At 72.4% G+C, this 12,489-nt stretch carries 11 protein-coding genes; 5 read left to right on the top strand and 6 right to left on the bottom strand.

The annotated features are described in order from the left end of the window. The first annotated feature begins 102 nt into the window (after positions 1-102). A complete protein-coding gene (locus VFW79_RS12010; protein ID WP_329677522.1) occupies positions 103-2,574 on the top strand; it encodes a DNA topoisomerase IV subunit A in 2,472 nt (823 codons plus the stop codon). Here the strand turns inward: VFW79_RS12010 and VFW79_RS12015 are convergent. Together VFW79_RS12015 and VFW79_RS12020 are read right to left on the bottom strand one after the other, a co-directional pair. Continuing rightward, positions 2,517-3,284: a lysoplasmalogenase gene (locus tag VFW79_RS12015; protein WP_329677523.1), complete on the bottom strand. Its 768-nt coding sequence runs from the start codon at positions 3,282-3,284 to the stop codon at positions 2,517-2,519. The two genes, VFW79_RS12010 and VFW79_RS12015, sit on opposite strands and share 58 nt — an antisense overlap. 74 nt (positions 3,285-3,358) lie before the next feature. Next, positions 3,359-5,485, bottom strand: a complete 2,127-nt coding sequence (locus VFW79_RS12020) for a DNA topoisomerase IV subunit B (RefSeq protein WP_329677524.1) — start codon at positions 5,483-5,485, stop codon at positions 3,359-3,361. A gap of 133 nt (positions 5,486-5,618) precedes the next feature. Here VFW79_RS12020 and VFW79_RS12025 point away from each other — a divergent pair, with 133 nt between their 5' ends. Then, positions 5,619-5,873, top strand: a complete 255-nt coding sequence (locus VFW79_RS12025) for a DUF7455 domain-containing protein (RefSeq protein ID WP_329677525.1) — start codon at positions 5,619-5,621, stop codon at positions 5,871-5,873. 122 nt (positions 5,874-5,995) lie between these two features. Here the strand turns inward: VFW79_RS12025 and VFW79_RS12030 are convergent, their stop codons facing one another. From VFW79_RS12030 to VFW79_RS12040, 3 genes are all read right to left on the bottom strand, one after another. Further along, positions 5,996-7,576 (bottom strand): RNA polymerase sigma factor, encoded by a 1,581-nt coding sequence (locus VFW79_RS12030; RefSeq protein ID WP_329677526.1) that lies wholly within the window; start codon positions 7,574-7,576, stop codon positions 5,996-5,998. 235 nt (positions 7,577-7,811) lie between these two features. Next, the gene (locus VFW79_RS12035; RefSeq protein WP_329677527.1) at positions 7,812-8,210 is read right to left on the bottom strand and encodes a universal stress protein; all 399 of its coding nucleotides are present in this window, start codon (positions 8,208-8,210) and stop codon (positions 7,812-7,814) included. Between the two features lie 91 nt (positions 8,211-8,301). Continuing rightward, positions 8,302-9,456 carry a DUF4192 domain-containing protein gene (locus VFW79_RS12040; protein ID WP_329677528.1) on the bottom strand — a complete coding sequence of 385 codons (1,155 nt, stop codon included), beginning with the start codon at positions 9,454-9,456 and terminating at the stop codon, positions 8,302-8,304. Between the two features lie 122 nt (positions 9,457-9,578). Here VFW79_RS12040 and VFW79_RS12045 point away from each other — a divergent pair, with 122 nt between their 5' ends. After that, complete coding sequence (locus VFW79_RS12045) at positions 9,579-10,169, top strand: hypothetical protein (protein WP_329677529.1); 591 nt, start codon at positions 9,579-9,581, stop codon at positions 10,167-10,169. Between the two features lie 19 nt (positions 10,170-10,188). Further along, complete coding sequence (locus tag VFW79_RS12050) at positions 10,189-11,307, top strand: polyprenyl synthetase family protein (protein WP_329677530.1); 1,119 nt, start codon at positions 10,189-10,191, stop codon at positions 11,305-11,307. Between the two features lie 27 nt (positions 11,308-11,334). Here VFW79_RS12050 and VFW79_RS12055 read toward each other — a convergent pair whose 3' ends face one another. Beyond that, a complete protein-coding gene (locus VFW79_RS12055) occupies positions 11,335-11,757 on the bottom strand; it encodes an Rv2175c family DNA-binding protein (RefSeq protein WP_329677531.1) in 423 nt (140 codons plus the stop codon). 166 nt (positions 11,758-11,923) lie between these two features. On the opposite strand from VFW79_RS12055, the gene VFW79_RS12060 reads away from it, so the two are divergent. After that, positions 11,924-12,489 (top strand): LysM peptidoglycan-binding domain-containing protein (locus tag VFW79_RS12060; RefSeq protein ID WP_329677532.1); only part of this gene is annotated, 566 nt, incomplete at its 3' end.

A 12,489-nucleotide genomic window follows, 5' to 3' on the forward strand; every position in this document is an offset into this window, starting at 1 on the left:
CCGACCCGTCCCAGCGTGCCGTGAACGACGGCGCGGCGGGCTCGCGCGACAATGTCCGCGCACGCAGGACCACCCCGCTCGACCTGAGGAGCCGCATCCGCCATGGCGCGCCGTACCGCGAGGACCGACGTCCCGCCCGAGGACTTCACCGAGCACATCATCGACATCGACGTCGGCGCGGAGATGCAGGGCTCGTTCCTCGAGTACGCGTACTCGGTCATCTACTCGCGCGCGCTGCCCGATGCACGGGACGGCATGAAGCCCGTCCACCGCCGGATCCTGTTCCAGATGTCCGAGATGGGTCTGCGCCCCGACCGCCCGTACGTGAAGTCGGCGCGCGTCGTCGGCGACGTCATGGGCAAGCTGCACCCCCACGGCGACAGCGCGATCTACGACGCGATGGTCCGCCTCGCGCAGCCCTTCACGCAGCGTCTGCCGCTCGTCGACGGGCACGGCAACTTCGGATCGCTCGACGACGGCCCAGCCGCCGCGCGGTACACCGAGGCGCGGCAGTCGCCCGCGGCTCTGGCGATGACCGCCGGTCTCGACGAGGACGTCGTCAACTTCGTCCCGAACTACGACAACAAGCTCCAGCAGCCCGAGGTCCTCCCTGCCGCGATCCCGAACCTGCTGGTCAACGGCACGACGGGCATCGCGGTCGGCATGGCGACCAACATGGCGCCGCACAACCTCGTCGAGGTCGTCGCGGCAGCGCGGCACCTCGTCGCGCACCCCGATGCCGACCTCGACGACCTCATGCGCTTCATCCCGGGCCCGGACCTGCCGACGGGCGGCAAGATCGTCGGCCTCGACGGTGTCCGCGACGCGTACCGCACGGGCCGCGGGGCGTTCCGCACCCGGGCGACGACGCGCATCGAGAACGTCACCGCGCGCCGCCAGGGCATCGTCGTGACCGAGCTTCCCTACATGGTCGGCCCCGAGAAGGTGATCGAGAAGATCAAGGAGGGCGTGCAGTCCAAGAAGCTCTCGGGGATCTCGGGGGCCATGGACCTCACGGACCGCACGCACGGCCTGCGGCTCGTCATCGAGATCAAGACGGGGTTCAACCCTGAGGCGGTCCTCGAGCAGCTGTACCGGCACACGCCGCTCGAGGAGTCGTTCTCGATCAACAACGTCGCGCTCGTCGACGGTCAGCCGCGCACCCTCGGGCTCCGCGAGCTGCTCGTCGTCTGGGTCGAGCACCGCCTTGACGTGATCCGGCGTCGCAGCCGATTCCGGCTCGCGAAGCGGCTCGACCGGCTCCACCTCGTCGAGGGGCTGCTCATCGCGATCCTCGACATCGACGAGGTCATCCAGCTCATCCGGACGTCGGACGACGCGGACGTGGCGCGCACCCGCCTGCGCACCGTGTTCGACCTGTCGGACGCGCAGGCCGAGTACATCCTCGAGCTGCGGCTGCGCCGGTTGACGAAGTTCCAGCGCATCGAGCTCGAGAAGGAGCAGGAGCAGCTCCGGGCGGAGATCGCGGAGCTCCAGGCGATCCTGGCCGACGACGCGCGCCTGCGGAAGGTCGTGTCCGACGACATGGCGGACGTCGCTGCCACCTTCGGCACACCACGGCGCACGATCTTGCTCGAGTCGGCGGGCGGCGCGACCGTGACCGGCGCGACACCGTCGGCCCGGTCGGCTGCTCCCCTGGAGATCGCCGACACGCCGTGCTGGGCACTGCTCTCCGCGACAGGCCTGCTCGCCCGGACGTCCGGGGAGGAGTCGCCCTTCCGCACCGAGCCAGGCGGCCGGCGCTCCCGTCACGACGTCCTGCGCGGCGCGATCGCGACCACGGCCCGCGGTGACGTCGGCGTCGTGACATCCCGCGGCCGGCTCGTCCGCGTCCCGGTCCTCGACCTGCCCTCGCTCCCGCCCACCGACGGCGCACCGACCCTCTCGGGCGGCGTCCCCCTGGCGGAGGTCGTCGCGTTGGACCACGGCGAGCAGGTCGTGGGGATCGCCTCGCTCGCCCCCGGCGCGCCGACCCTCGCCCTGGGCACCGCGCTGGGCACGGTCAAGCGGGTCGCGACGGGTGACACGCCGCCCGCGAAGGACGCCTGGGAGGTCATCGCGCTCAAGGACGGCGACGAGGTGGTCGGCGCCGCGGGTGTCACGGACGACGACGAGCTCGTCCTCGTGGCCTCGGACGCCTCGCTGCTGCACTTCGCCGCGTCCGCGGTCCGCCCGCAGGGCCGTGCCGCCGGCGGGATGGCCGGGATCAAGCTCGCCGACGGGCAGCGGGTCGTGTTCTTCGGCGCCGTGAGCCCGGGCGTCGACGCGGCCGTGGTGACGGTGGCGGGGACGGCCGCGGCACTCCCCGGCACGCAGGCCGGCGCAGCCAAGACGACCCCGTTCGAGCTCTACCCGGGTAAGGGCCGGGCGACCGGCGGCGTGCGTGCGCACCGGTTCCTCAAGGGCGAGGACACGCTCATCCTGGCGTGGGTCGGCCAGGCGCCGCCGCACGCGACGGGCTCGGGCGGCCAGCCGATCGAGCTGCCGGCGCCGGATCAGCGCAGAGACGGGTCCGGTGTGCCGCTCCCGGCGCCGGTCCACGCGGTGGGCTGACCGGGCGCGGTCGTCATGCTCCCCCGCCGGTCGCGGTCCTCGACGAGGACTGCGACCGCGAGGAGGCCCTGCCCGACGAGGTAGGTCGACATGACCCAGAACCCCGCCACGGGGAGCGAGAAGCCGCTCGCGAACGCGCCGAGCGCGATGAGAGAGTCCGACACGAGGAAGATCGCGCCCCCGATCCCGCCGATCCGGCCGAGGCCCGTCGCAAGTGCGGCCATCGTCGTCAGGCACGCCCCGTAGACGATGACCGGTCCGAGGACTGACCCCGCGCCGGGCGCGCACACGACGACGAGGACGACGAAGACCAGCACGTAGGGCAACGCGAGGGCCGGCCTGCGCGCGATCGCCGATCGCCGGGCGCCCGGCGCGAACGCCGTGATGTAGCAGACCTGCGCGAGCAGGAACAAGCCGACCATCACGAGGAACGACAGGTCGTCGGGGACGAGGTCGGGGACCGTGTCGCCGAGCCAGGACAGCCCGAGTGCGACGAGCACCAGCCGGACACGGCGCGTCCGGGGCCGAGCCGTCCACACGGCAACCACCAGGGCGAGCGCGGGCATGAGGAACCACTGCGACCGGTTCGCCAGCCCCGACACCCCCGCGAGCTGAGCTCCGAGATGGACGACGGAGAGACCGACGAACAACGCGAGCGCCGCACGCTGGCGCGGGTTCGAGCCGGCCCACAAGCGCCGTGCCCTCGTCATGACCGCCACAGGGGTGCCCCTCCGCCCGGACCGGTCCTCGTCGACCGGTGGTGGCGTGATCGTAGCCTGGGCCGTCAGGCGTCGATGCGGGTGCGGTCCAAGGTGTCGGCTCCGGCGATGATGAAGTCCTTGCGGGGCGGGACGTCCGACCCCATGAGCAGCTCGAAGATCTCCTCGGCCCGCTGCGCACCCTCGACGGTCACGCGGCGCAACGTGCGGTGACGCGGGTCCATCGTGGTCTCCGCGAGCTGGTTGGCGTCCATCTCGCCGAGGCCCTTGTAGCGCTGGATGTCGTCCTTGAACCGGCGTCCCGACCGGGTCAGCTTCGTGAGCGTCGTGGCAAGCTCCGCCTCGGAGTACGTGTAGACGTACTCGTTCTTGCGCCCGCCGCCCCCGATCACCTCGACGCGGTGCAGCGGCGGGACTGCCGCGAAGACCCGACCTGCCTCGACCATGGGGCGCATGTACCGGAAGAACAGCGTCAGCAGCAGCGTGCGGATGTGGGCACCGTCGACGTCGGCGTCCGTCATCAGGATGATCTTCCCGTAGCGGGCCGCCTCGAGGTCGAAGGTCCGCCCGGAGCCCGCGCCGAGCACCTGGATGATCGCGGCGCACTCCAGGTTCTTCAGCATGTCCGTGACGGACGCCTTCTGGACGTTGAGGATCTTGCCGCGGATCGGCAGCAGCGCCTGGAAGTCCGAGCTGCGCGCGAGCTTGGCGGTGCCGAGCGCGCTGTCCCCCTCGACGATGAAGAGCTCGCTGCGCGCGACGTCGTCGCTGCGGCAGTCGGTGAGCTTCGCCGGCAGCGAGGACGTCTCGAGGGCGTTCTTGCGCCGCGAGATCTCCTTCTGCTTGCGGGCCGACAGGCGCGCGCGCATCTCGCCGACGACCTTGTCGAGGAGCAGCGACGACTGCGCCTTGTGGTCGCGCTTCGGGGACACGAAGATCGCGCCCAGCTCCGTGTCGACGACCTTCGCGACGATCCCGCGCACGGGCGCGGTGCCGAGGACCTCCTTCGTCTGGCCCTCGAACTGCGGCTCGGCGAGCCGGACGGTCAGGACGGCCGTCAGGCCCGCCATCACGTCCTCCTTCTCGATGCGCTCGGTCGTGTCGCGCGCCGTGATCTTCAGGCGACGGGCGTTCGCGTCGACGGCCTTGCGCAGCGTCCGCAGGAGGGCCGCCTCGAAACCGGCGAGGTGCGACCCGCCCTTGGGCGTCGAGATGATGTTGACGAACGTCCGCACCTCGGTGTCGTAACCCGTCCCCCAGCGCAGGGCGATGTCCACCTCGCACTCGCGGGTGACCTCCTGCGGCGTCATGTGCCCGCGACCGTCGAGCACGGGCACCGTCTCGGTGAACGTGCCCGACCCGGTCAGGTGCCAGGTGTCCGTCACGGCCGGGTCGGGGGCGAGGTGGTCGACGAAGTCGACGGTCCCACCGGCATGCAGGAACGTCTCCTCGTGGGGGCCGTCCGCGCCGGGGGTGCCCGGGATCCCGCGCTCGTCGCGCACGGTGATGGCCAGGCCCGGCACCAGGAAGCTCGTCTGGCGCGCGCGGGTGACCAGCTCGTCGTAGGAGAACAGCGTGTTCGCGGGGAACACCTGGGGGTCGGCCCAGTACCGGACACGGGTGCCGGTGCGGCCCTTCGCGGTGCGGCCCACGATGCTGAGCTCGGAGTTGTCCACGAACGGCACGAACGGGGCGTCGGGGCTCGGCTCGCCGGTGTCGTGGAAGATCCCGGGCTCGCCGCGGTGGAACGTCATGAGGTGCGTCTTGCCGCCGCGGTCGACCTCGACGTCGAGCCGCGCGGACAGCGCGTTGACGACAGACGCGCCGACGCCGTGCAGGCCGCCCGAGGCAGCGTACGAGCCGCCGCCGAACTTGCCGCCGGCGTGCAGCTTGGTGAAGACGACCTCGACGCCCGTCAGGCCGGTCTTGGGCTCCAGGTCGACGGGGATCCCGCGGCCGTTGTCGCGGACCTCGACCGAGGCGTCCGCTCGCAGCACGATGTCGATCCGGTCGCCGAAGCCGCCCAGGGCCTCGTCGACGGCGTTGTCGATGATCTCCCACAGGCAGTGCATGAGCCCGCGCGAGTCGGTGGACCCGATGTACATCCCGGGGCGCTTGCGCACGGCCTCGAGGCCCTCCAGCACCGAGAGGTGCCTGGCGGTGTAGCTGGACTCTGCCGATGCCGTCGTCACGATGCCCGAGCGTAATCGACGGCACCGACCGGGCCGTGGCGACGTGCCGCACGACGCCCGGCTCGGGTGGGTTTGCGTTTGTTCCCGCCCTCGGTGCCTGTACGCGGAAAGCGAACCTGGCCGTTTCGATGCGATGGAATCGGCCACCCGCTGGTTGTATAGCAATGTGACTGGGACATCGACCGAACCGCTGACCGTAGCCGACCGCTGCGACCGTTGTGGCGCGCAGGCCTACGTCCGGGTGCAGCTGACCGTGGGCGAGCTTCTGTTCTGCGCCCACCACGCTCGTGAGCACGCACCGAAGTTCGCCGAGCTGGCGACGTTCGTGCAGGACGAGACCGACCGACTCCTCGCCGAGCACGGAGCGGGCGCCGGCGCAGCGCGCTGAGCATCCCCTCCTGACACCTCACCGGAGACCTCCGGCGGACACCGATCCCGCAGACAGCAAGAAGGCCCGACGCGATCTCGCGTCGGGCCTTCTTCGTCGTCCTGTCGGTCGACGTCGCCTGATCAGTCCAGGTAGTCCCGCAGGACCTGGGACCGCGACGGGTGACGCAGCTTGGACATCGTCTTGGACTCGATCTGCCGGATCCGCTCGCGCGTGACCCCGTAGACCTTGCCGATCTCGTCGAGCGTCTTGGGCTGCCCGTCCGTCAGGCCGAACCGCATCGAGACAACTCCCGCCTCACGCTCGGAGAGCGTGTCGAGCACCTGGTGCAGCTGCTCCTGCAGGAGGGTGAAGCTCACGGCGTCCGCGGGGACGACGGCCTCGGAGTCCTCGATGAGGTCGCCGAACTCGCTGTCGCCGTCCTCGCCGAGCGGCGTGTGCAGCGAGATGGGCTCACGGCCGTACTTCTGGACCTCGACGACCTTCTCCGGGGTCATGTCGAGCTCCTTGGCCAGCTCCTCCGGCGTGGGCTCACGGCCCAGGTCCTGGAGCATCTGACGCTGGACGCGGGCGAGCTTGTTGATGACCTCGACCATGTGCACCGGGATGCGGATGGTGCGCGCCTGGTCGGCCATGGCCCGGGTGATCGCCTGGCGGATCCACCACGTCGCGTACGTGGAGAACTTGTAGCCCTTGGTGTAGTCGAACTTCTCGACCGCGCGGATGAGCCCGAGGTTGCCCTCCTGGATCAGGTCGAGGAAGAGCATCCCGCGACCCGTGTACCGCTTGGCGAGCGACACCACGAGGCGGAGGTTCGCCTCGAGGAGGTGGTTCTTGGCGCGTCGTCCGTCACCGGCGATCCACTCGAACTCACGGCGGGTCTTCGGCTCGAGCGTGATCCCGGAGTTGAGGCGTTCCTCGGCGAACAGTCCGGCCTCGATCCGCTTCGCGAGGTCGACCTCCTGCTCGGCGTTGAGGAGGGCGACCTTGCCGATCTGCTTGAGGTAGTCCTTGACCGGGTCGGCGGTGGCACCGGCGGTCACGACCTGCTGAGCGGGGGCGTCGTCGTCGTCGGCGTCGGAGTAGACGAAGCCCGTGTCCTCGGTCTCTTCCTCGGCCTTGGCGGGAACCGGCTTCTCGTCGTCGGACTCGGCCGCGACGGTGTCGTCGACGACGACCACGTCCTCGATCGGGACGACCTCGACCGCCTCGATGTCGATGTCGATGTCGACGTCCACGTCATCGGGCTCCACGACGCCGTCAGCCTCGTCGACCTCGGACGCCTTGCGTGCCGACTTCGCGGCGGCGGTCTTGCTGATCGGCTTGGCGGCCGCGGTCTTGGCGGGGGCCTTGCCGGCGGCGCCCGCGGTGGCGGCCTTGGCGCGCGAGGGTCGGCGGGGCGCAGGAGCGTCTCCACCGGCAGCATCGGGGACCACGGCCTTCGCGACGGTCCGCGGCTTGGCGCTCGTGGCTGCGACGGCGCGGAGCTCGGCGACCGGGTGATCGACCGAGATGCCGACGGTCGACAGGCCGCGCACGACGGCCTTCAGCCGCTTGGCGTCCTGGACCTGGGCCTGGTCGCATGCCTCGCGCAGCGCAGCCGCATCGACGCGTCCGTGTGTCCGACCGCGGATGACGAGCTCCTGGAGTGCGGGGTGCTCGAACTCACGCGGCAGTGCAGGGTGTGGAGAAAGGGACGACACAAACAACCTTTCGGCAGCGAGAGGCCCGGATCAGATCAGCGGGGCCCCCATATTGTACCGGCAGCGCCTCGCGCACACGCTCCCTTGCACCGCCCGAGCAGCGCACAAACGCTGCAGGGGCGGGCGGGGCAGGACGTGCTCGCGCCGTTGTTCCGGTTGAACGCGCCAGCTCTCGTGCGCGCTCCGATGTTCAACGAACGGCCGAGGGCGATGATTCCCGCGACCGCCCGCCGGATCAGGTCGCGACGGGCTTGACGGCCAGCACGGGGCACGGCGCGTCGAGCAGGATCCGCTGCGCGTTGGCTCCCAGGATGAGCTTGCCGATCGGGCTGCGCCGACGCAGACCGATCACGATCAGCGCGGCTCCCACCTCCTCCGCGGTGCCGATCAGGTCCTCGGCGACGTCGCGTCCGCGTGTGAGCACCCGGAGCTCGTGCGCGACGCCCCGCGCGTCGAGCTCGGCCCGCACGCCGTCGAGCGCGGTGTCGAGCTCGCGCCGCTGCTCCTCGGTCTCGTCTCCGCGACCGCTCACCACGACGACGAGTCGCCCGCCCCGGCGTTGGGCCTCCTCGGCCGCCGTCTCGAGCGCAGCACGCCCCTCTGGTGTCGCCAGGTAGCCGACCACGATGGCCATCGGTGTTCCTTTCCCGCTCGCCTCGGCGTCGTCGCCGTGCTCCGTGACGCTACCGGAGCGGGGCGGCACGGACGACCGCACGCGGGCGCCGTCACTGCGGCCTGCTGATCCAGCCGGGCGGGACGGCGGCGGCGAGGGTCGCGTCCAGCAGCTGCGCGAGGGTGTACTCCGGGTCCTCCTGGAGCGCGCGCTCCAGCAGCAGCCGAGCCCGGGCGCCATCGCCCTGCCACCACGCCAGGAGCGCGAGCAGCGTCAGGGCGGGCGGCTGCGCACCCCGGCGACCGTGCGCGACGACGGACTCGAGCACGCGGACGTGCGCGGCCGTCTCGACGGCGGGCGGCTCGACGGCGCAGCGCGGGTCGATGATCGCCCCGACCGCGGCCGCCATCTCGGCGCTCGCCGCGGTGGCGTCGTCCCGCACGGATCGCTCGGCGAGGTCCCGCGTGCCGGGGACGAGCGTGACGAGGACCCCGTCGCGGACGCGCCGGTCCGCGAGCGCCGCCTCGATCTTCCCCAGTGCCGAGGGACTGGGCGGCGGGGCGACGGCTCCCACGCCGGCCGCGTGGACCTCGAGCTCGGCTGCGACCGCCGCACGCCACGCGGTCACGGACTGCTCGCGCCAGGCGCTCAGCTCGTTGTCACCGCCGGCCTGGGCCTCGTCGTGGCGGGCACGCCAGCGCACGCAGACCCGGCTGACGGACCGCCGCGCGTTCCCGGGCGCCGTCCGGATCCGGCCGAGGTCCTCGCGGCAGTCGGCGACCGACGACCCCGCGAGCACCATGTGGGCGCCGACGGCGGTCGAGTCCAGCTCCCGCAGCGGACGTCCGCCACTTGGGCAGCACTCGCGGTCGTCGCAGTCGAGCGCGAGGTATCCCCGCGAGGTGACGACCCACACGACGACCTCGCCGAGCAGCGTGTGCGCTGCCTCGCGGAAGTGCTCGGCCGCGGCTCGGGAGAGCGTGCGGGTCGGCCCCGGACCGCGAGGGTCGTCCTGCGTGTAGAGGACGAGGACCGCGCCGGACGCGCGGTCGGCCACGAGGTGCGAGACAAGACCGCGAGCGAGCTGCGGGCCTCGCTCGACGTCCGCCAGGTCGGGCAGGTCGACCCGCGCGACGAGCCCGATGCGGCCGCGGGGCGGGCGGAGGCTCACGGCCACCGCGCTGTGGCGGGGCCGGAAGCCGAGCTGATGGGGAAGGTAGGCGAGCATCTCCCGGGGTTCGCTGACCCGGATCGTGGTGGTGTCCATGGGCACACACCACTGCACGGGCTCCTGCCACGGGCCGCGCCGCGCAAATCTGTGGATCGATCGCGGGCTCACGAGCCCTGAGGGCGGGCGAAGTCAGCCAGGGGCCCGCGTTACGGTGAGCCGTGCCCGTTCCGAGCTCCCCGACCCCCGCCTCGCCGCACCCGCCGACCCTGCGCCGGGGCCCACGCGCGCGCCCGCTCCGGCCCGTCGCGCTGGTGACCGGCGCCGTGGCCGCCCTGCTCGCGGCCACGGGCTGCACACCGGTCACCGGTCCCGCCGGGGCCTCGGCGTCGGCGGTGAGCAGCGCGGCGGCCCCGCAGCCGGCCCCGACCGAGTCGCTGCTGACGGAGAGCCCCGACACCCACTCGTCGGTCGGGAGCCTTGCGGAGGGCTTCCCGGTCGACCTCGTCCCGGTGCCCGACGGCGCGGAGGTGCTCGTGTCGTCGGCCGCTCGAGCCGGCGACACGGACCTGTGGGACGTGAGCCTGAACCTGCGGACCGCGCAGGACGCGGCGGGGCTCGTCGACGTCTACCGCCAGCACCTCGTGGCCGCCGGGTTCGTCGAGACGACACCCGAGCACGCCGAGCCCGGTCTGGCGGCGCAGGCCACGTTCAGCCGGAGCGACGGTGCCGAGATCCTCGTGCTCGGGGTGCTCGACCGGGACGGGGTGCGGACCATGACGCTCGGCGGACGCGTGCGCACCGGATCGTGAGCCGCCTAGGCTCGGCCCCGTGAACAGCCCCACGGCACTCGTCGACGTCGAGGACGTCCGCGCGCACGTCGACGCGGTCCTCGCGCTCCGGGTCGCGGAGCTCCGGGGCGAGCTCGCCCGGTCGGGCAGCGAGGCGGATCTCCTCGCGGACGCCGTCGCGGTGATGCTCTCCGGCGGGAAGCGGCTGCGGGCGGCGTTCTGCTACTGGTCGTGGCGCGCTCACGGCGGTCTCCCCGGGACCGCGCGCGAGCAGGTGGTCCTGGAGGTCGGTGCCGCGCTCGAGCTCTTCCAGGCGGCTGCGCTGTTCCACGACGACGTGATGGACGACTCCGACACGCGCCGCGGGCTCCCCGCCGCGCACCGCACCTTCGCCGAGCTGCACGCGTCGGCGGCCTGGAGCGGCGACGCCCGACGGTTCGGCGAGTCCGCCGCGATCCTGCTCGGCGACCTGGCGCTCGTGCTGAGCGAGCAGGCGTTCCGTGAGGCGCTCGCCCGTGAGCCGCAGCCCCTGCGCACCGAGGCCAGCGCCGTCTTCGACCTGATGCGCACCGAGGTCACGGTCGGGCAGTACCTCGACGTGCTGGCCCAGGCGCTCCCGTGGGGCCTGGACCCGGCGGCCGACGAGGCGCGGGCCCGCGAGGTCATCCGGGCGAAGTCCGCGCGCTACAGCGTGGAGCACCCGCTCGTGCTGGGCGCGGTGCTCGCGGAGGCCGCCGTCGACGAGATCGACGCGTGCCGAGCGATCGGCCTGCCGCTCGGCGAGGGCTTCCAGCTGCGCGACGACCTGCTCGGGGTCTTCGGTGACCCGACGACGACGGGCAAGCCCGCGGGCGACGACCTGCGCGAGGGCAAGCGCACGGTGCTCGTGGCGCGTGCCATGGCCCGCGCCCGGGCTGCCGGGGACACCGTGACTGAGGGAATGCTGCGCAGCGAGCTCGGGTGTCGGGACCTCGACGACGACGCGGTACGCGTGCTGGCCGACGCGATCGCGGCGACCGGCGCGCCCGACGACGTCGAGCAGCTCATCGGTGAGCTGACCCAGGGTGCGCTCGCGGCCCTCAGCGGGCCTCAGCTCGACGAGCCGGGCCGCACGATGCTCGGACGCCTCGCGCACGCTGCGGTCGACCGCCGCGCCTGAGCCCGGCGGTTCCCGCGTGGCGCCGGGCTAGAGCAGGGCCTGGGCCTGGCGGCGGACCGCCGTCTTGTGGCCCGTCCGCAGCGCCTCGATGGGGGTCATGCCGAGACCGTCGTCGACCGTGAAGAGCCACTCGATCGCGCCGTCGTCGTCGAACCCTGCGTCAGAGAGCAGCGTGAAGGTGCCCTGGAGCGCGGCGAGCACGGTCCAGGCGGGCGCCTCCGCATCGCCCTGGACCTCACGGTTCGGGGCCGACGGGTTGGCGAGGTGGCTCGCGACGAAGAAGTCCTCGGGAACCGAGATCACGCGGGGGTCGCCGCGTCGCACCGCCACGATGCGCCCCTCCTGAAGAAGGCGGCGCACCTTGCCGACGTCGATGCCGAGCCGCTCGGCGACGTCGGGAAGGGTCAGCCACGAGCCGACGAGGGAGTCCAGGTGTGCGCTGTCAGTCACGGCCACAGCGTACGCAACTTCCGCGGTTCACCCGTCTGCCTGTGAATGACAACGCCGTAATTCCCCCGGCGCGCTTTCCCCTGGCGCTCCCCTGGGCTACCGTCACAATCATTCACTCCAGTCACACGAGCACCATTCATCACTTGAGCATCATGAGGTCAGACAAATGACGCAGACCGCCCCCGCATCGCCGAGCAGCCCCACCGGCTCGGCGGACGCGAGCCCAGCCCGCGCGCAGGTCGACAGCGGTCGCACGCGTCGCCGGGTCACCGGGACGGGCGCGACAGCGACCCTCGTCCTCGCAGCCGTGGCGGTCACAGCGACCGGCGGCGCGGCCCACGCCGACGACCAGTACACCGTGCGCACGGGCGACACCGTCGGCCACATCGCCGCACGCACCGGCACGACCGTCGCGGCGATCGCCCGCGCGAACGCCCTCGCCGACGCCGCGCGCATCCGCGTCGGGCAGCGCCTCGTCATCCCGAGCAGCTCGACGGTCGTCGCCGCCGTGGCGCCCGTTGCCGTCGTGGCCGCGCCCGCAGCAGCGACCTATACCGTCGCCCAGGGCGACACCGTCTCGCGCATCGCCACCAAGCAGCGCACGACGATCGCGGCGATCATCGCCGCCAACGGGCTGGACGCGCGCGGGTTCATCCGCGTCGGCCAGCAGCTGACCATCCCGGGCACCGCAGCCGCCCCCACGACCGTGAAGCCGGCAGCCGCCGCGACGCT

The sequence above is a fragment of the Cellulomonas sp. genome (genome assembly GCF_036279715.1).
Lineage (GTDB): Bacteria > Actinomycetota > Actinomycetes > Actinomycetales > Cellulomonadaceae > Cellulomonas_A.